This window comes from Colwellia sp. 12G3 (genome assembly GCF_002836775.1).
Taxonomy (GTDB): domain Bacteria; phylum Pseudomonadota; class Gammaproteobacteria; order Enterobacterales; family Alteromonadaceae; genus Colwellia.
In genome coordinates this window covers 40,802-59,407 of sequence record NZ_PJAQ01000028.1, presented here as the reverse complement: position 1 = coordinate 59,407, position 18,606 = coordinate 40,802, and the positions used below count along the sequence as shown (strand labels likewise).

The window sequence follows — 18,606 nt, the reverse complement described above, 5'->3', positions numbered from 1 at the left end:
TTAGTTATTAAATACGGCTAATGTCCTAATGATTTTTAATCATCTAACTTGCAAAAAGTGATTGTTTGTCGTCATTTTTTAAATGGACGCTATGTTAAAGCCATCGTTTTTTCTTAAACAAAACTATTAAACTTGTCGCTATAAACCCCATAAATCCGAGTAAGTAATAATAGCCATAAGTTACTTTTAATTCAGGAATATGCTCGAAATTCATGCCGTAAACTCCCGCTAAAAAACCTAGCGGAATAAATATTGCGGTAATCACGGTTAATACCCGCATAGTGGCATTTAATTGATGCGAGGTAACCGATAAATACCCATTAATTAAGTCACTGCAAATATCATAATGCATTTGAGATAAACTCAATAAACGCTCAATTCTTTCATGTACATCGATAACGGTATGCAGCTCGGCTTGATTTATAATTGGCGTATCATCGGTTACTAATATTTTTAACTCACTGCCAATATTGCTGTGATAACTAAATGTTCTTTTTAGTTTGGTAAGCCTAGAGCGATATAAGGTGATTTCTTGCATCATTTTATCGTCACCGCCAAGCTGAAACTGATCTTCAAGCGTCTCTAATTTCTCTTCAAATTCAAATAATTTATTTAAATAAATACCGCAACTAAAATGAAATATTCTTAAAGCTAATGTGATTGGACTTTTGCGTAAATACTTCGCACCTTCAGCGCTAAATAAGTGTTCTATAGACATAGAATCTTTAGCGTGACTGGTGATTAAAATATTGATACCGACAAACATGCTAATTTGTAAATGATCAAATAACAAATCATCTTTGGGTTGATAGATACCACGATAAAGCATAAAAATATAATCGTTAAATAACTCTATTTTGGGTGGGTGACGGTCTCTTTGCGCATCCATTATCGCTAGTGAATGGCACCCCATCTTTTGTAATAGCTGTCGCTCTTCTTGTTTGTCGTGTGAATCAATATCTAACCATAAATAAGAGTTTGTATGCTCACGCCACGTATTAATCAATTCTTCGCCGCCATAAATACAAGTTTTGTCGGCTTTTAAAAGCATACATTTAATCATGAATTTCTCACTTTTTGAATGTTAATATTTTATTTATCAAGTAAATAGTACAAACTAAATATTACTTGATAAAAAGTTAAATAGGGTGATTAATTTGGTCACTTATTTTTGTTATCTTAACTAAAATTATTAATTATCTTTACGACTTGTTCACCTATACACTCTTGAGCAAGTACAAACACACAAAAATATTATTCACTTGGTGGACCTATGTCATTAGATATTATTACTTGGATTGCTATCGCGTTATGTATATCGCAATCGGCAATATTTTCAGGATTAAATATAGCTTTATTTTCATTAAGTCGTCTTCAGCTTGAAGTCGAGTCGGGTAAAGGCAACAAAGCCGCGAACAATGTTTTGGCCTTAAGAAATGATTCTAATTTCTTATTAGCCACTATTTTATGGGGAAATGTAGGGATTAATGTCTTACTAACCTTGTTGTCAGATTCAGCCTTGGCTGGTATTAGTGCTTTTTTATTCTCTACTATTGCAATTACCGTGATTGGCGAAATTACGCCGCAAGCTTACTTTTCAAGAAATGCTTTGAAAATGGGGAGTTTACTATCGCCGGTCATTAAATTTTATCAAATATTATTTTATCCTGTTGCCAAGCCTAGTGCATTAATACTTGATGCTTGGTTAGGAAAAGAAGGTATTACCTACTTAGCAGAAAGTGAACTGAGTAGCATTATTCGTAAACATATAGAATCTGAAGAAACAGATATTAACCATGTTGAAGGGATTGGCGCATTAAACTTTTTTAAACTGGATAAAATTTCAGTCGCAGAAGAGGGCGAATTGATTGACCCTGATTCGATTATCGCACTACCAACGAAAATGGATTTACCTATTATTCCTGATATAACATCAGGGGCAAATAATGAATTTTTGCAATTATTAAATAAGTCTGGGCACCGCTGGGTAGTATTAACTAATGAAATTGGCGAGCCGTTAATCGTAGTGGATTCAGATGGTTTTCTGAGAGACGCATTTTTCGAACCAGAGAAATTTGATCCTTATAAATATTGTCATCGTCCAACCATTATCACTGATGAGTCGACAATGTTAAACCGCGCTATTATGAAAATGAAAATAAGTGAATCGACAGACAAGTCATTTGACGGTGTTATTGAACACGATGTATTGCTTGTTTGGGGCGAGAGTAAGCGAATTATTACCGGTGCAGATATTTTTGGCTTATTATTAAAAGGCATGCAACCACCGGAATTACAAATAGCTTAGTGGTTTATACCTAAAAAAACGATTAAAATCATAGTGGTTCGGAATATGCAACAATAACAATGGTGGGGAGTCGTACCTCTTCCGGAAAATAATAGTTATTTATTAAAAAGTAATACGTTTACCCTTGCTGTTGAACATAAAAGCAAAGAATGGTGCATACATGCGCTACGAGAGAATATTAGTGGCGATGAAGGTAACGACATGAAAAAGTTAAGTATTATTTAAAAAGAAGCGTTTGATAACCCGCTTTGTTTGGAAGAACCAAAACCACTTTATATTTTTCAAGGATTTGAATACTCATCACTCGCGTTGTAGTTTTCAGTTTGGGCTAAAAGAGAAAATTTTTTAGAGTTAAAAAACAGCATGTATGAACAAATTAAAAATGCTTTTGATGAAGAGAATATTGAAATTCCTTTCCCTATCAGCATAACCAAAGGCGATCAAAGTTTATAAATAAAATAACCTTACACTCGGCTTTAATTTCGTTGTAAATCAATAGTTAATGCAGTTTTAAGTTTTAACAAAATTAAAAAGTTCAATAGCTTGTTTGATCACATCGACTTTTTGGCTTTTTGCAAGGTAGTTAGCATAAATTTCACGAGAGTACTCTGGCGCATTTTCAACGATATGTAGTTTGTTTTTTCTGATGTGCTCAAAGGTCATTTGTCTCGGTAAATAAGCGCTACCGCCCATTTCTAGAATAAAATTCAAGGCTATAATTGGTTGACTCATAAAGTGCTTTGCCACAGGAGCGTATTGAAACTCTCGCATGTACTGGGAATTAACCGCTTCACCATAATCGACCATAATTAAGTTGTCTAAATGATAGGCGTTGGTAACATCTTCTGCTTGTGTTGAGACTAAATGAAGTTGCACATTAGCAACTTGTTCGGTAACAAGGTCTTCAATAAAAATAGGCTCGAATAAAAATGCGATGTCTATCACTCGGTTCAATAAACTTTTATGCAGTTCTATTTGGCTGTAAGTTGTTGTTAACAAACTACAGTCATCCATATTGCGATGAATTTTTTGCAACCAATCTTGTAAAGCTATATCCCAAATAGACATCATAGAGCCGATGACTAATTGCATAGTATTACTTTGCGCAATGCCAACATCTTGTTTCGCTTTTTGCCACATAAAAATGAGTTCGTTAGCGTGCTTTATTAAGCGGTGACCCTCAGGGGTCAACTTTAAATGTTTTTGGCTACGATCAAATAATAAAACCCCTAAATCACCTTCAAGCAATTTTATTCGAGCACTGACGGCTGATTGGGTTATAAATAAATTTTCTGACGCAATTCTAAAATGTAAAGTTCTACTGACTTCTAGAAAGGTTGTTAATAACTCTATCTTCATTTTACCGTTTAACTCCACTAATCAATTTTTTTGATTGATCACATCAAAATATAGCATTTTATTTTTTTTAATATGACTATACACTTAAGCATAATTATTACATTACTTTTACTATAAAAAAGTAATAACAAAAGGTATTTATTATGAGAATCGCTATTTTATCTAGAAATAAAAATTTATATTCAACAAAACGCTTAAAAGAAGCGGGTGAAGCCATGGGACATGAAGTTGATATTATTGATACCTTGCATTGTTATATGGATATCACTAGTACTAAATCTACTGTTCGTTACCATGGTGAAGAATTGCCGCATTATGATGCAATTATTCCTCGCATCGGCGCATCGGTTACCTTTTATGGTACGGCGGTAGCAAGACAATTTGAAATGATGGGTACCTTTAATATTAATGAGTCTGTTGCTATTAGCCGTTCACGCGATAAGTTGCGTTCTTTACAATTATTATCACGTAAAGGCATTGGTTTACCGCGAACTGGTTTTGCTAGTAAACCTGATAATATTAAAGATTTAATTAAAAACGTCGGTGGCGCGCCTGTTGTTATTAAATTATTAGAAGGTACTCAAGGTATAGGCGTAGTGTTAGCCGATACCGCCAAAGCTGCTGAAGCAATCATCGAAGCTTTTATGGGCTTGAAAGCCAATATTTTAGTACAAGAATTTGTTAAAGAAGCCGGTGGTGCCGATATTCGTTGTTTAGTTATTGGTGGAAAAGTAGTTGCCGCAATGAAACGACAAGGTGCGGAAGGTGAGTTTCGTTCTAATCTTCATCGTGGTGGCTCAGCTGAGGTGGTTAAATTATCTAAAGCAGAGCGAGAAACTGCTGTTAATGCTGCCAAAGTGATGGGTTTAAATTTATGTGGTGTTGATTTACTTCGTTCACAAAATGGCCCTATGGTGATGGAAGTTAATTCATCACCTGGTTTAGAAGGTATTGAAACGGCAACAGGAAAAAATATTGCAGGTATGGTGTTTGAATTTTTAGAAAAAAATGCAAAACCCAATATGAATAAGACCATTGGTAAAGGGTAATAGAGGATTTAGTATGGAAAAATTGACGATAGGTGATTTTGATATATTTCCGGGCGAGCAACGAAAAATAGATTTGCCCGTTGCTAAATTATATACCGATGCAGATGTTTCTTTACCTGTTCATATCATTAGGGCTAAAAAAGCAGGACCTACTATTTTTATTAGTGCCGCGGTACATGGTGATGAGTTAAATGGTATTGAAATTATTCGACGTTTAATTCATGAAAAAAAATTAAAAATCACCAAAGGTACTTTGATTGCCGTGCCTATGGTCAATGTGTATGGCGTAGTTAATCAAAGCCGTTATATGCCAGATCGTCGTGATCTTAATCGCTGCTTTCCAGGCTCTGCAAAAGGCTCTTTGGCAGGGCGAGTTGCACATATTTTATTAAATGAAATAGTGAAACATTGTGATTACGGTATTGATTTACATACTGGCGCTATTCATCGCTCTAATTTACCGCAAATAAGAGCTGATATGTCTGACAGTGAAACCAAGGCATTAGCCGAAGTTTTTGGTGTACCGGTTATTTTAAATTCTAATTTGGTTGATGGCTCACTGAGAGAGTCAGCAGTAAAATGTCAGACCAAAGTATTATTATATGAAGCGGGTGAAGCGCTACGGTTTGATGAGTTTTCAATTCGGGCTGGTATGAAGGGTATATTGAATGTTTTACAGCATTTAGGCATGACCAGAAAAGTAAGTACATCGAAAAAGAAAAAAACAGTGCCATTCATTGCCAATGGCAGTCAATGGCAAAGAGCCAATGCGAGCGGTATTGTACATAATTTGGTCAATTTAGGTGACCAAATTACTAAGGGACAAGTATTAGCTGAAATTGGTAGTCCGTATGGTGATGTTATTGGTTACGTTCAAGCAGCACGCGCAGGTATATTAATTGGTAAACAAAATATACCACTGGTACAAGAAGGGGAGGCGATGTTCCACATTGCTTACTTTAGTGAAAATGATGAAGATATTGCCGAGCATATAGAAGCAGTGCAAGGGCAATTGTTACCTGAAAATGATGATAATTAGTCTTTGAACTAATATTTGAGTTAATACCTGAACTCAAGCTTGAATCAAAATTTTAAATTAAAGCTTGAGTTCATATTTATACTACAGAAGATGATTAAAGATGAAAAATAAAATAATTATTGGTCGACTAGAAGCTATAGACCTACCTGAATTGGGTATTGAAGATTTAGAGGTTAGAGTCGATACAGGGGCAAAAACGTCATCATTGCATGTCGATAATATTACAAAAGTGATAGTTGATGGTATATACAATGTGACCTTTGATATTCACCCCGATGCTCATAATGTTAACCGTATCGTTACTTGTACTGCGCCAATAAGTGATATACGCAAAATAAAATCATCTAATGGTACTTCAGAGCAACGGTATGTCATTGAAACAACTGTTAAATTAGGAAACGAGTCATGGGTGATTGAAATTACCCTAACTGATCGCTCTGATATGAGTTATTTAATGTTGTTTGGGCGCGAAGCCATTGGAGAAAGGTTTTTGGTTGATCCGTCACAGGTGTTTTTGGGATAAAAATAAAAATATAAATGAGGATTATTTATGGATTTTGAACAGGTTAAAGCGCTGTTATCATCAAAAATCATGACGATTTCTGAGCAACCGATTACTTTAGCTGATTTGTTGATGATTCCGCTATTTTTAATTGTGGGTATTTTTGTCACTAAATGGACGGTGAAATTAATAACTAACCGTTTAACCACTAAAAAAACTGACCCAAACATCATCCACTTGTTACAACGAGCTCTTTACGTTATAGCTATTGCGATTATAGCGATAACAATACTTGATTTAATTAACGTCCCTATTACTGCGTTTGCGTTTTTATCGGGTGCTATTGCAATTGGTTTTGGCTTTGGCGCGCAAAATATTATCAATAACTTCATTAGTGGCTGGATTTTGATGTGGGAAAGACCCATTCGAATAGGTGACTTTTTGGAAGTTGAAGAAGCCAAAGGTATTGTAGAAGAAATCAATACTCGTTCGACCAGAATAAGAAGAGTTGATGGCGTTCATTTACTGATACCTAATAGTAAATTACTTGAAAATACAGTTGTTAATTGGACCTTGGTCGATAGATTAGTGAGAACATCCGTTAAAGTTGGTGTGGCTTATGGTTCACCAGCAAAAAAAGTAGCAGCCCTTATTTTGCAAGCGACAGAAGAAGAAAGTGCTGTTTTGAAGGAACCGAAACCACTGGTTACGTTTGAAGATTTTGGCGATAACTCATTAATGTTCGAGACAACCTATTGGATACACTCAAGTGTTGAGGGTGGTTTACGCATAACGAGAAGTAATATCCGTTTTAGATTAGATGAGTTATTTGAAGAGAATAATATTGTTATTGCCTTCCCACAAAGAGATGTACATTTGGATGGTTCAATAACGCTCATTAATAACGCTAAACAAGAAAGCTAAGCAACAATACGGTTTAATTATTATGTGTAGATTCATCGCTTACTCAGGTGAAAGTATTTTTATGAATACTTTAATTTTTAATGCGAGTAACTCATTAGTACAGCAGAGTAAAAAAGCAAAAATGCGTGTTAATCCCCTCAACGGGGATGGCTTTGGCATCGGTTGGTATCCGCAGCATGATGACCCTATTCCAGGCACTTTCGTTAGTGTTGAGCCAGCATGGAGTAATCGAAATTTAGGACAGATAGCGAGTAAAATTCCCACGCATCACTTCTTTGCTCATGTAAGAGATGCTTCAGTTGGTATGCCGGTTTCCCAAAGTAATTGCCATCCATTTCAATATGGCCGTTACTTATGGATGCATAATGGCAGGCTTGATCAATTTGACTTGTTTAGGCGTTTAATCTTAAATGATTTATCAAATAAGGCCTTTGATTTTATTAAAGGAAATACCGATTCAGAATGTGCTTTTGCAATATTTCTAGATGAAATCAATTTTGATGAAGAAGCCTCATTGGAAAAATTAAAACAAGCAATGAAAACAACAATATCGAAAATTAATGATTATAGAAAACAGGTCAATGCCGAAACCAATGCTTTTATAAACTTTGCGTTAACGAATAGAAAGCACAGTTTGTTTACTCGTTATTCATCAAATGCAGATATTAGGCCCGCTTCTCTATTTTATAGTCAGAGTGAAAATAGCGTTATTGTGTCGTCGGAGCCGCTTTCAGACATTAAGGCACACTGGATAAAAGTTGAAAGAAGCACCTTGATATCGATAGAAAATAATAAGGTGACGACAGACCTTCTTACTAACTAAGCTAACTAAGTTAATTTAGACGCTTTAGGCGCATATCATCGCTTTATAAAACGACCATGTCATCTCGATGCACAATCACTTTACTTGGGCAAAATCCTAAAATACTTTGTATTTTTTCAGAGTTCTGGCCTTTTATTTTGACTAAATCTTGATAGTTATATTGGCAAATACCTTTAGCGATGATGACTTTGGTCTTTGCATCAATAAGTTCAAGTGACTCTCCAGCTAAAAACTCACCGTTTATCGATAAAATGCCAGAAGGTAAAAGTGAAGCCCCTTTATTTTTCACCGCATTAACGGCCCCGCTATCAAGGTATAGTTGCCCATGACTTTTTAATGTGTGCTTTAACCAGTGTTTTTTAGCCTTACTTACTTCTTTACTTGCCAAAAAGTGCGTGCCAGGGTTTTCTCCTGCTAAGATTTTGTCAAATACTTGGCTGTTACTACCGTTCAATATATACGTTTCAATACCGTTTTCAACGGCTTTTTCAGCGGCTTGAATTTTGGTTTTCATGCCGCCGGTGGCAATAGGGTTATTGGTTGTGCCTGCCATGGCATAAATTTCATCGGTGATCTCAGAAATTTCTCTGATCATTACCGCGTCGTCGTTTGTTCTAGGATCTTTAGTATAAACACCGTCAATATCACTTAAAATAAGAAAGCAATCGGCTTCACTAATAAGGGCAACTAAAGCGGCTAAATTATCGTTATCACCCACTTTTAATTCTTCAGTGGCAACCGTGTCGTTTTCATTAACAATAGGGATAATGCCGTTGGCTAATAAAATACGCAGCGTATTTTTTATATTAATATAGCGCTCACGATCTTTTAAATCACCATGAGTGATTAACAATTGACTGCAGGGCACATCAAAAAAACGTTGCCAATTAGCCATCATTTTCATTTGACCAACAGCAGCCATTGCTTGCTTGGTTGGAATAGAAGGAATTGGCGAACCATGCTGAATTAAATGGCGTCCAGCGGACACGCTACCCGATGACACTAAAATAACTTCTTTATTTTTTTGATGGCATTTAGTAATAAAGCTTGCGATAGCCTGAATATACTTACCACTACAGCCTTTTTTATCTGGCGAAACTAAGGCACTACCAACTTTGATTACCACACGATTAAAATTCATATTTTTCCTACGCTTACCGTAAACAGAAATAGCCAAAGCAAGGCTGTTTTTCTATAAATTAATATTTTTATGTTAGAAGTAAATCTAACCTTTGATACGTTTTTCTCTATTTGACTTAATAGCCTTATGCTCAAACCATAACGTCATAAAATCAGAGGTCAGTTGTTGCTCTATTCTCAAGGCTTTTTCTGTAGGGCAAAAAATAGTAAAGATCACTTGCGTGTCGCCAATCTCGGAGGTGGCTACTTGAATATGTGGCTCTGGGCCGGCAATGTTTATCTCTAATCTATTCTCTATTAGTTGATTATAACGAATGGCAACGTCTCTAAAATCATCACAATATTCATGTGCTTTGAGTTGCAGTTCATCTATAAAATCAAAGGGGTTTACGCTACAGTCACGCACAATAGTGAAATGATGCATCGCGTATCGTTTCAAAAAGTTTAGATTTTTTATGACCGAAGTAATTAGCTGGCTGTTAGGTACATACAGTGTTTTCCCCGTATATTGATAATCATCTTTATCTACTTCTAACAGCGTTAGTTTTGCCCAATCAGTAGAATGAACTTCGCCATAATAATTACCTACTTGAACCCAATCACCAATTCGAAAGGGGCGACTTGATAAAATGTAAACGAATCCTATAAAACATTGAATGAATTCTCGTGTGGCTAAGACAATTGCTACGATAAAGGCGGCAATTGAAAAAGCAAACTTTTGAATCTCTTCAGACCAAATATTAAAGATGGCAATAATCATTAATAGGGTAAATATATTATTTACCATATTGATTTTGGGTCTTTTATCTTGTTTAGATTTTTTTTTTATTAATCTAACAATTAAATGTTTAGTGATAAAAACAAACGCAATAACTAGGGTGGTTATCATCAGTTTATTATTAAAAAACCACTCAGTTACCTGAGTTAAATTGAAGGTTGTATTGAGTGAATCTATCATTAATATGTCAACTACTTAGTCTGTTTAATAAAAAGGTGATATTTTTGTAATTGAATTTTTAAGTTTGAGGTGTATCTACAGACCCAAACCTAATAAAACGTTATTAAAACCAGCATTTAATTCTGTTTATTTTTGAATCAATCAAGCCAATTTATTCGACAATAATATCAAAAAACTTCCTGTTTTGTCTTTAGATTTTAGTAATTTAAGGAGAATTATTTATTATTATAAATTCATTCTCTTATTTGTTTGAAAACTCAACTCTTATTGCGGGTAATTCATTACCAGCTAATGCTAAATTAGCAAGTAATATACTTATTAATAAAAATATAACAACAAATACATCTACCTTACTTCCGTATGATTTTTTCATTTTACTGTTTCAACAGAGTGTTAATATATGGCGTATTTTATGGATCGACAATAAATAAGCAAACGTTATAAATTCATTAGATCAATCAAAATAATTGATTAAATAATATGGGGTAATCATTTTTGCATTCTAAAAAGAGGAGTAATGCATAGAGATATCCTTACTTCATACATTACAATGAGGGTGCTTCTAATTAACCTATCAAGGGGAAAATATATGGCGGACATGGCATCAAGGTAAACCTCTTGCATATTAGTAATTATTCGGTGGTCAATCTCTTTTCTGATTGATAACTCAGTCATTATGGATAGGGTTATGTTTCATTACTATGATTTGTCATACAATTGTAAATGGCTTATAATCGGCCATTAGTGTTAAAAACAGGGTAAAACAGTCACATGGAACCATCGCACCGTAATTTGGCCCATCAGGTAGTACATGAGTTGGGCAAAAAAATCATGGAAGGAACTTATAAAGTTGGTGATAGCCTCCCTTCTGAGGCTGACTTATGCACTCAGTTTAACATTAGCCGAACGGCAACCAGAGAAGCGGTTAAAATGTTAACGGCAAAAGGTTTGATTAGCTCTCGACCAAGACAAGGTATTAAAGTCGTTGATTCAAAATATTGGAATTTATTTGATGTTGATGTGCTTAACTGGATTTTGCTAGGCAAGCCAGACTTATATCTATTAAGACATTTTTTACAACTTCGCTTAGCGATTGAACCAGAAGCGGCATCGTTAGCAGCACAATTTGCCCAAGAGAGTGATATAGAAAACATTGAACATGCATTAGTTAGAATGAAAAATGCGACCAATGGTCAAGACGATACCCATGAAGCGGATATTGATTTTCATCAAAGTGTGCTCTGTGCGAGTAATAATCCCTTCTTTATCCAGTTAAATAATTTTATTGAGACAGCACTTAAAATCAACATACGTTTTACTAATCGACTGGTTGCGGTAACCGTTGAAGAGTATCAGGCCCATGTTGATATTTTTGAGCATATCAAAAATAAAGAACCTCAAGCCGCCTTTGATGCTGCCTTGATCACTCAAAAAGAAACCTTGGCTATAGTGAATAACCAAATTGCGGTGTTAGAGAGTAAATAACCGGATCTCTACTTAATAAATATTTCTCTAGCACTCTGAAACCAGCATCTCGAATGATAGCTGGCATATGAAAGGTAATAGTCGCTACTATCGCTTCGTATGATTTTTATGGACTCGCGCAACGTTTATTTTGATGGTGTTGAATGCATATTAGGGCGCACAGTCTATACTGGAAAGATGGCTTTGAAATATCTATTTCAAGTGAATATGCACAGCGTTTAATTCGACTGGTTTTGGCATAAACCGAAGTTTAATGGATAGGAATTAGTGCGTGATAACCCTTATATTCAAAGTTATAACGTGTTGTTTTTTAATTTCCATTCAGGCCACAAAAACTAGATTGTACAAGCTTAAAATAATAACAACGTAAAATTTCACCCGACTACATATTGAGCAATCAACGTCTATGTAAGGTAAGTTTATGAGTAAATTTTTAGCTGCATTGTTATTATTAATTTTATTCTCTCCTGTCGCTATTAGCTGTGATGAAAGGTTAGCTAAATCTTTTTTAGCTAACCTTCATTGGCAAACTGAAGATTATCCTCCTTATAACTATCTAGACAATTCAGGTGATTTAGTGGGGATATTTTCAGATACTTTAGCGTTAATTTATGAGCGACTTGATATAGATATTAAAGTAAATGATATACCAGTAGTTCCTTGGGCTAGACTACTTAAAAACACGGAACGTTATCCTGACCATGCTGGATTCTCAATGGTTACGACAACTGAACGAGCAAAAAAATATAAACTTGTCTCTCTACCTTTCATTACAAAAATATCCATCATGGCTTTAAGCTCTAAATTCAAGAATGTAACCACTATTGAAAAAACAAGTTTGAATAATCTAGATATAGCAGTAGTAAGAGGAGACATTGGACAATCTTTATTGAATAGTCATGGGATTTTAGCAACGCAAGTGAAAACTATATCAGCATTTAGTATGTTGAAAATGTTACTGTACGAGCGAGTTGATGCCATAGCCTACTCTGAAGATGTTGCTTCTTTTCAGTTTGAAAAGTTTGACCATCAAGATCACAAAATCATACCTATTTATTCATTAGATGATACGTCATTCACAAACTTTGTCTTTCATAAAGATACGCCAACTTGTGTGATTAGCCTGTTTGAAAAAACAATAATGACATTGAATGAACAGGGAAAGTTAACACCTGTTTGGCAAAAATATCTAAATAATGATTACGTTGTAGAGTAATCGTTAAAGCACTGTTTAACTTAATATCTCAACAATAAAAGTATTATTACAATAATTTAACCATTAAGTTTTAGTATTACTTAATTCAATTAGTATTACAGAGCATAAATACGCTAAAATAGGGGCAATTACCTTAGCTTTGAGCCCTTTAATTTAATGAGCATTGACACAACTAAAGTCACACCCTCAACCAGCTTTACCGCTTCCTTTGCCGAGTTAGGCCTTATTACACCTTTATTAGCTCGATTATCTGAGCTGGAATATCTACAGCCAACGCCTATTCAAGCGCAAGCTATCCCAAGTGTACTAGCGGGACGTGACTTAATTGCTGGGGCAAATACTGGCTCAGGTAAAACAGCCACCTTTGCGCTGCCACTATTACAAAAATTGCGCGCTGATATATCATCGGGCAGCAAAAGTAGTAAAGGTAATTTTGTTAGCGGATTGATTTTAGTGCCTACTCGCGAACTTGCTAAGCAAGTGGCTGACAGCATTAAATCTTATGCGGTGCACTTTAACGGCGAGATTAAAACCGTTGCCGTTTTTGGTGGTGTATCAATCAATACTCAAATGCTTGCACTACGCGGCGGCACAGATATTTTGGTGGCAACACCGGGTCGATTACTCGATTTAATTTCAAGTAATGCGATTAAGCTAGATAAGGTTAAAACCTTAGTGCTTGATGAAGCCGACCGTATGTTGAGTCTAGGCTTTACTGAAGAGATAACAGCGCTATTGGCGTTAATGCCAACGAAAAAACAAATCTTATTATTCTCAGCGACCTTTCCTGAACAAGTCAAAACGTTAACGCAAGAATTACTTAACAACCCTATTGAAATACAATTACAAAGTAGCGACGCTAGCACCTTAGTACAGCGTGTTTTCACCGTTAACAAAGGTGAAAAAACAGCGTTGTTAGAGCATTTAATAAAGTTACATCAATGGCGACAAGTGCTTATTTTCGTCAATGCTAAGCATCATTGCGAGCACTTAGCTGAAAAGCTTTCTAAACGTGGTATCACTGCCGAAGTGTTTCATGGCGACAAAGGTCAAAGTGAACGTAGTCGCGTGCTTGATGGCTTTAAAGCAGGGGATATTGACGTGTTAATTGCTACTGATATTGCTGCCCGTGGTCTAGATATCGAAAAGCTGCCAGTGGTCATTAATTTTAACTTACCAAGAAGCCCTTCAGATTACATGCACCGTATTGGTCGAAGTGGCCGTGCTGGCGAAGTAGGTTTAGCCTTATCACTAATTGATCATGAAGATTATCATCACTTTAGCGTAATAGAAAAGAAGAACAAAATTCGTCTTGATCGTGAACAAATTGAAGGTTTTGAAGTTGATGAAATTACTGAAGACTCAATTTTAGCGATAGAAAAACCTATGGCAGCGCCAGAAGGTACAGGTAAGAAAAAACGCAAAAAGAAAGCGGCAGTCAATGCCGATATTTGGTCAGGATATTCTAAGCCAGAATAAGTTGTAGGCTTTCATGTAGCTTTTACCTGTGTGAATTGAGAAGGTAGCAAAGTACAGTGCCCATAATACATCAATGATACATCAATAAGATTTAACTAAATTTAAAGGCCGGTATGTAATGTATCGGCCTTTTTGCGTTTGGTGATTTTTTATTTTATGCCTTGAGTTTATCCATTACTCGTATCGTATAATGTCTCGAATGCTATTTGCATTATAATCCTCCCAAAAATCAGAGTAGATGATATAGTAGAATCTTGATTTAAATGTATTAAATTACGTTGTTTTTTATCTAATTAACGTTATAGAGCGCCCATGTTTACCAATATTCCTGCCCCAGCTTCTGATGAAATTATAGACTTGATGGCACGCTCATCTAACGATGAAAGAGCTTTTAAAGTTGATTTAACCGTAGGTGTTTATAAAGATAGCAATGACAACACCTTGTTAATGAAGGCGGTGAAGGAAGCTGACCAACTACTCGCCAATGCAGGACGAAATAAAAGTTATGTTGGCTCAAAAGGCGATCTTGAGTATGTTCAATTACTACAAGAGTTGGTGTTTGCAAACCAAACGGTTAATGGTTATATCAGCGGTGTTCAAACGGCAGGGGGCAGTGGCGGCTTACGCGCCATATTAGACTTAATTAAACTAGCAAACCCGGATGCCAAAATTTGGGTCAGTGACCCAACGTATGCTAATCATATTCCAACCATTATTGCCGCAGGTTTGGCTTATGAGGAATATCCTTTTATTGACCATAAAACCATGACGCTTGATGAGCATGGCATGTTCAATACACTAGAACAACTAGGCGAAAATGACGTGGTGCTACTTCACGGCTCGTGTCATAACCCATCAGGATTACGTTTAACCGCACAACACTGGCAGCAAATTGCTCAGCTATCAAAAGCTACTAACTTCTTGCCATTAATCGACACTGCTTATCAAGGCTTTGCCGACGGATTAACTGAAGATGCTGCGGGTTTACTTACTATGGCTAAGTCGGTTGAACGCTTAGCGCTTTGCGTGAGTTGTTCGAAAAACTTCGGTGTATACAGTGATAGAGTCGGCGCTGCTTATATTCTAAGTCCAACACAAGAAGAAGCCAACAAAGCACAATCTCAACTCGCCATTATGAGTAAAACCACTTATTGGGTACCACCCTCTAATGGCGCTGAAATTGTAAAAACTATTTTGAAAACGCCTACATTGAAAAAAATGTGGTCAGATGAACTGGCACAAATAAATGTCAAAATTAAAGATATAAGAGCAAAGCTTTGCGCGGCATTTCGCCAACACTCAGGCGATAATTATTTTGACTATATTTTATCTCAAGAGGGCATGTTTGCCATGTTGCCCGCAACAGCAGAGCAAATGGAAAGTTTGAGAGCTGAATATGCGGTATATGGCTTGAACAACGGGCGAATTAATCTTGCATCAATTCCTGAGCAAGATATTGATTATCTTGTCGTTAGTGTTTTAGCTGTCACACGTGCGGGTGAAGAACTAAAGCCATCTTAAGGATGTTGAACGCACAAGCCAAGATGATGGCATGACTGGCTTAGCTGCATGTTCGTCTGTTTGTATTCTACCCGTGCTATTTGGTCGTACTTTCTCTCCATGACCGTTTGCAAACTAGGATGCCTTTTCAGTTTGGCACTGCCAACAAGAATCAAAAGAAGCATCATTTTGTTCTTGGCACTGCTGACAAAACCAATCGTGTTCTCCTTGCTGCTTTAACGCCTGTGCTAATGTTGTTTCTGCTTTCTCTTCATCATGATCATTAATAATCCATAATTCTACCCAGGTATCTATAGGCGCTAATAAACCCGCAGCGCCAGAGGCAAACTCATTTTTTAAGGTGACTTCTATATTATGATTTTCAAGAATATTTTTAGCGTTATTTACTAAAAATTGATTTTCATTGGTGTAAATTAATTTCATAGGCGAGTTCTTTGTTAATGAAAGTAAAGGTTATAGTAATAATAGAACCTTTAGCTGGAAAAATAATTTCTTTTGTTTTATTTACTAAGTACTTTACTAAAAAAGCCATTAACCACTTCATTTTCCTCAGGATTTGGTTTACCGTCATCTTCGAAGTCTCTGATCGGAACGTAGCATGGATGCTATTTATTAGACAATGCAGGACGCATATTGTCCTGTTCTATCACTTTTAGAAGCTGGCCCCCCGATTTAGATACCACGGGGATGACGTCCCTGAGCCAAGTGTATAGGCATGTAAATTAATGGAATTGGTTTAAGATCCCCTGATATTTAAGCAAAAGTCATTTTGGACTATTATCTCGCTCTGAACTCCAATACCGTCGCATTAATACAAAACCTTGGTTGTCCATTTGGACCATCTGGAAATACGTGACCCAAATGAATGCCGGATGTTTTAGAGCGAATTTCTGTTCGTACCATACCGTAACGATTATCAGGCTTTTCAATCACTGAACCATCAACCGCTTTAGTAAAAGATAACCAACCAGATTTTGAGTTAAAACGATCATTGGTATCAAATAAGGGTGCGCCGCTTAACTTATCAATAAAAACGCCATCTGGCGTGTTCTTGAATATTTCATATTCTTTACAAAAACGACCATCAGTTCCCTCATCGAAAGCGACATTAAACGCTTCACTTTTTCCTAATTTAAAAGCACCTAACGCTTTATAAAAATACTCAGGGCTCATGTATCCTTGCTTTCCAAAGACCTCTTTACCGTCTTGAATAAATAAAATAGTAGGTGTCGCCCACGTTTCAGTCTTGATAGTTAAGCCTTTAAGCTGGCTTGCTAGGCGAAAGTTTATCGCAATGGTGCCTTTATAATCATTAGCGACATTCTTTTTGAATTTCTCACAATAAGGGCAATAATTTTCTGATTCAATGACTACAATATGCTTGCCCTTTAATAACGGGGAATTATCAATTTTTTTATTCGCTAATTTCGTTTCATCTGTATCAGCAGTAAACTTAACGCCAGTTGAATGATCTGGACAGTAACCTCTTGGATTTTTGGCTAAATAATCTTGATGGTATTGCTCAGCTTCAAAAAACTCAGTTAATGAACTTATTTTGGTTTCTATTTTTCCATAACCAGCATCAGTTAATAATGTTTGATACTGTGCTGTTATTTTTAAGGCAATAGCATTTTGTTGTTCATTACTCGTTAGTATCGTTGAACGATATTGCGTGCCAACATCATTGCCTTGGCGATTCAGTTGAGTTGGGTTATGTCCCTCATAGTAACTATGTAAAATAGTTTCTAAGCTGACCTTTGCGCTATTAAAGATAACTTTAACGACTTCCGCATGGTTATTTACATTATTTTTGTGCTTTTTCTTAGTAATTTCACGGTAAGTGGCACTGACATTCTTACCATCGGCATAACCCGATATGGCATCAACAACACCGGGAATTGCCTGATATCTTTTTTCAGCTCCCCAAAAGCAACCTGCACCTAGTACAATACTTTCTAAATGCGTTGTTGCAGGCATTTTTTCAGTTGATTGTGATTTAGGCATCATTGCTTCGATGTCATTTGGAGTTTGAGCGCTAGTTGTCCTTGCCGCTGAGTACTCAGTAGATTTTGGCGCGACGGCATAAAACGTAAGTACCGACACTAATGCGATAGCTGTGATGAACGATATATTTTTCATAATTTTATCCTGAGCCAACCGTGAATATAGATTGATTTATTAAACTTGACCTAAATTATAAATGACTGATATCTCTATTTAGTCACCGATTTATCACAATTTCATCACAAGAGGAAAATAACTAGCCAACACAGATGAAATTCAAAGTAGTGCTAAGGCTGTTGGCTAAGTTACAATGGCGTTCTTAGTAGGCGCTTACTGAATCAAAAAATTTCATTACAGCAAAATAATAATAAAAGATTAGAACTCGATAAATGATTAAAAAATTTTCCTCTATACCGCTTGTGCTATTTACATCACTTACGTTATTTTCGCTCATAGTTTTATTGTCTACCAGCACTTCAGCGCAAGCTAAGTCAGGTAAATGGCATGAGGCAGACTTTGTTAATGCCCACTGTGCGGGTGAAATAGAGTATGTACTACCGGATAAAACGCGGGTTGATTGTTTAACTGATACGCATGCTATTGAATATGATTGGGGAAAAAAATGGGCTGAGTCTTTAGGGCAGGCGTTATTTTATTCAGCCATGACAGGTAAAAAAGCGGGCATTGTTTTAATTGTTAATCCGAAAACTAAAGAACGATTTTTAAAGCGTTTGAATAAAGCCATTACCGATAATAACCTTGCTGTCGATGTTTGGACAATTACCAAAAGCTAGTGCCG

At 36.1% G+C, this 18,606-nt stretch carries 17 protein-coding genes; 11 read left to right on the top strand and 6 right to left on the bottom strand.

Features of this window, described 5'->3' with window-relative positions:
• Positions 1-94: 94 nt before the first annotated feature.
• The gene (locus CXF71_RS08205; RefSeq protein ID WP_101232476.1) at positions 95-1,063 is read right to left on the bottom strand and encodes a magnesium transporter CorA family protein; all 969 of its coding nucleotides are present in this window, start codon (positions 1,061-1,063) and stop codon (positions 95-97) included.
• 210 nt (positions 1,064-1,273) lie between these two features.
• On the opposite strand from CXF71_RS08205, the gene CXF71_RS08200 reads away from it, so the two are divergent.
• Positions 1,274-2,308: a DUF21 domain-containing protein gene (locus tag CXF71_RS08200; RefSeq protein ID WP_101232475.1), complete on the top strand. Its 1,035-nt coding sequence runs from the start codon at positions 1,274-1,276 to the stop codon at positions 2,306-2,308.
• Positions 2,309-2,818: 510 nt separating this feature from the next.
• On the opposite strand, the gene CXF71_RS08190 is transcribed toward CXF71_RS08200, so the two are convergent.
• Positions 2,819-3,667, bottom strand: a complete 849-nt coding sequence (locus CXF71_RS08190) for a LysR family transcriptional regulator (protein ID WP_101232474.1) — start codon at positions 3,665-3,667, stop codon at positions 2,819-2,821.
• 143 nt (positions 3,668-3,810) lie between these two features.
• Between CXF71_RS08190 and rimK the strand changes: the two genes are divergently transcribed.
• The 5 genes from rimK to CXF71_RS08165 all read left to right on the top strand — a co-directional run bounded on the left by rimK (position 3,811) and on the right by CXF71_RS08165 (position 8,004).
• Positions 3,811-4,716 carry a 30S ribosomal protein S6--L-glutamate ligase gene (gene rimK / locus CXF71_RS08185; protein WP_101232473.1) on the top strand — a complete coding sequence of 302 codons (906 nt, stop codon included), beginning with the start codon at positions 3,811-3,813 and terminating at the stop codon, positions 4,714-4,716.
• Positions 4,717-4,729: 13 nt separating this feature from the next.
• On the top strand, positions 4,730-5,755 hold the full coding sequence (locus tag CXF71_RS08180) for a succinylglutamate desuccinylase/aspartoacylase family protein (RefSeq protein ID WP_101232472.1): 1,026 nt from the start codon (positions 4,730-4,732) through the stop codon (positions 5,753-5,755).
• Positions 5,756-5,855: 100 nt separating this feature from the next.
• On the top strand, positions 5,856-6,278 hold the full coding sequence (locus CXF71_RS08175) for an ATP-dependent zinc protease family protein (RefSeq protein ID WP_101232471.1): 423 nt from the start codon (positions 5,856-5,858) through the stop codon (positions 6,276-6,278).
• A gap of 27 nt (positions 6,279-6,305) precedes the next feature.
• A complete protein-coding gene (locus tag CXF71_RS08170; RefSeq protein WP_101232470.1) occupies positions 6,306-7,181 on the top strand; it encodes a mechanosensitive ion channel family protein in 876 nt (291 codons plus the stop codon).
• 61 nt (positions 7,182-7,242) lie between these two features.
• Positions 7,243-8,004, top strand: coding sequence for a class II glutamine amidotransferase (locus CXF71_RS08165; protein ID WP_232771418.1), 762 nt, complete (start codon positions 7,243-7,245; stop codon positions 8,002-8,004).
• Between the two features lie 43 nt (positions 8,005-8,047).
• Here the strand turns inward: CXF71_RS08165 and proB are convergent, their stop codons facing one another.
• Both proB and CXF71_RS08155 read right to left on the bottom strand, forming a co-directional pair.
• Positions 8,048-9,145 carry a glutamate 5-kinase gene (gene proB, locus CXF71_RS08160; RefSeq protein ID WP_101232468.1) on the bottom strand — a complete coding sequence of 366 codons (1,098 nt, stop codon included), beginning with the start codon at positions 9,143-9,145 and terminating at the stop codon, positions 8,048-8,050.
• A gap of 84 nt (positions 9,146-9,229) precedes the next feature.
• Positions 9,230-10,102, bottom strand: coding sequence for a mechanosensitive ion channel family protein (locus CXF71_RS08155; RefSeq protein ID WP_101232467.1), 873 nt, complete (start codon positions 10,100-10,102; stop codon positions 9,230-9,232).
• A gap of 771 nt (positions 10,103-10,873) precedes the next feature.
• On the opposite strand from CXF71_RS08155, the gene CXF71_RS08145 reads away from it, so the two are divergent.
• From CXF71_RS08145 to CXF71_RS08130, 4 genes are all read left to right on the top strand, one after another.
• Entirely contained in the window at positions 10,874-11,587 is a 714-nt protein-coding gene (locus CXF71_RS08145; RefSeq protein WP_101232465.1) for a FadR/GntR family transcriptional regulator, read from the top strand.
• A 421-nt stretch (positions 11,588-12,008) separates the two neighbouring features.
• The gene (locus CXF71_RS08140; protein WP_101232464.1) at positions 12,009-12,803 is read left to right on the top strand and encodes a substrate-binding periplasmic protein; all 795 of its coding nucleotides are present in this window, start codon (positions 12,009-12,011) and stop codon (positions 12,801-12,803) included.
• A gap of 156 nt (positions 12,804-12,959) precedes the next feature.
• The gene (locus CXF71_RS08135) at positions 12,960-14,282 is read left to right on the top strand and encodes a DEAD/DEAH box helicase (RefSeq protein ID WP_101232463.1); all 1,323 of its coding nucleotides are present in this window, start codon (positions 12,960-12,962) and stop codon (positions 14,280-14,282) included.
• A gap of 312 nt (positions 14,283-14,594) precedes the next feature.
• On the top strand, positions 14,595-15,803 hold the full coding sequence (locus tag CXF71_RS08130; protein ID WP_101232462.1) for an amino acid aminotransferase: 1,209 nt from the start codon (positions 14,595-14,597) through the stop codon (positions 15,801-15,803).
• A 114-nt stretch (positions 15,804-15,917) separates the two neighbouring features.
• On the opposite strand, the gene CXF71_RS08125 is transcribed toward CXF71_RS08130, so the two are convergent.
• On the bottom strand, positions 15,918-16,226 hold the full coding sequence (locus CXF71_RS08125) for a putative signal transducing protein (RefSeq protein ID WP_101232461.1): 309 nt from the start codon (positions 16,224-16,226) through the stop codon (positions 15,918-15,920).
• Between the two features lie 354 nt (positions 16,227-16,580).
• Positions 16,581-17,942, bottom strand: a complete 1,362-nt coding sequence (gene msrA, locus CXF71_RS08120; protein WP_101232460.1) for a peptide-methionine (S)-S-oxide reductase MsrA — start codon at positions 17,940-17,942, stop codon at positions 16,581-16,583.
• Positions 17,943-18,196: 254 nt separating this feature from the next.
• Here msrA and CXF71_RS08115 point away from each other — a divergent pair, with 254 nt between their 5' ends.
• Positions 18,197-18,601, top strand: coding sequence for a hypothetical protein (locus CXF71_RS08115; RefSeq protein WP_101232459.1), 405 nt, complete (start codon positions 18,197-18,199; stop codon positions 18,599-18,601).
• The last annotated feature ends 5 nt before the right edge of the window (positions 18,602-18,606 follow it).

Coding starts and splice junctions, on each gene's coding strand:
- msrA (WP_101232460.1), bottom strand. CDS start 17,942: ATGAAAAATATATCGTTCATCACAGCTATCGCATTAGTGTCGGTACTT.
- CXF71_RS08200 (WP_101232475.1), top strand. CDS start 1,274: ATGTCATTAGATATTATTACTTGGATTGCTATCGCGTTATGTATATCG.
- CXF71_RS08140 (WP_101232464.1), top strand. CDS start 12,009: ATGAGTAAATTTTTAGCTGCATTGTTATTATTAATTTTATTCTCTCCT.
- CXF71_RS08130 (WP_101232462.1), top strand. CDS start 14,595: ATGTTTACCAATATTCCTGCCCCAGCTTCTGATGAAATTATAGACTTG.
- proB (WP_101232468.1), bottom strand. CDS start 9,145: ATGAATTTTAATCGTGTGGTAATCAAAGTTGGTAGTGCCTTAGTTTCG.
- rimK (WP_101232473.1), top strand. CDS start 3,811: ATGAGAATCGCTATTTTATCTAGAAATAAAAATTTATATTCAACAAAA.
- CXF71_RS08115 (WP_101232459.1), top strand. CDS start 18,197: ATGATTAAAAAATTTTCCTCTATACCGCTTGTGCTATTTACATCACTT.
- CXF71_RS08135 (WP_101232463.1), top strand. CDS start 12,960: ATGAGCATTGACACAACTAAAGTCACACCCTCAACCAGCTTTACCGCT.
- CXF71_RS08170 (WP_101232470.1), top strand. CDS start 6,306: ATGGATTTTGAACAGGTTAAAGCGCTGTTATCATCAAAAATCATGACG.
- CXF71_RS08205 (WP_101232476.1), bottom strand. CDS start 1,063: ATGATTAAATGTATGCTTTTAAAAGCCGACAAAACTTGTATTTATGGC.
- CXF71_RS08145 (WP_101232465.1), top strand. CDS start 10,874: ATGGAACCATCGCACCGTAATTTGGCCCATCAGGTAGTACATGAGTTG.
- CXF71_RS08180 (WP_101232472.1), top strand. CDS start 4,730: ATGGAAAAATTGACGATAGGTGATTTTGATATATTTCCGGGCGAGCAA.
- CXF71_RS08155 (WP_101232467.1), bottom strand. CDS start 10,102: ATGATAGATTCACTCAATACAACCTTCAATTTAACTCAGGTAACTGAG.
- CXF71_RS08190 (WP_101232474.1), bottom strand. CDS start 3,667: ATGAAGATAGAGTTATTAACAACCTTTCTAGAAGTCAGTAGAACTTTA.
- CXF71_RS08125 (WP_101232461.1), bottom strand. CDS start 16,226: ATGAAATTAATTTACACCAATGAAAATCAATTTTTAGTAAATAACGCT.
- CXF71_RS08175 (WP_101232471.1), top strand. CDS start 5,856: ATGAAAAATAAAATAATTATTGGTCGACTAGAAGCTATAGACCTACCT.
- CXF71_RS08165 (WP_232771418.1), top strand. CDS start 7,243: ATGAATACTTTAATTTTTAATGCGAGTAACTCATTAGTACAGCAGAGT.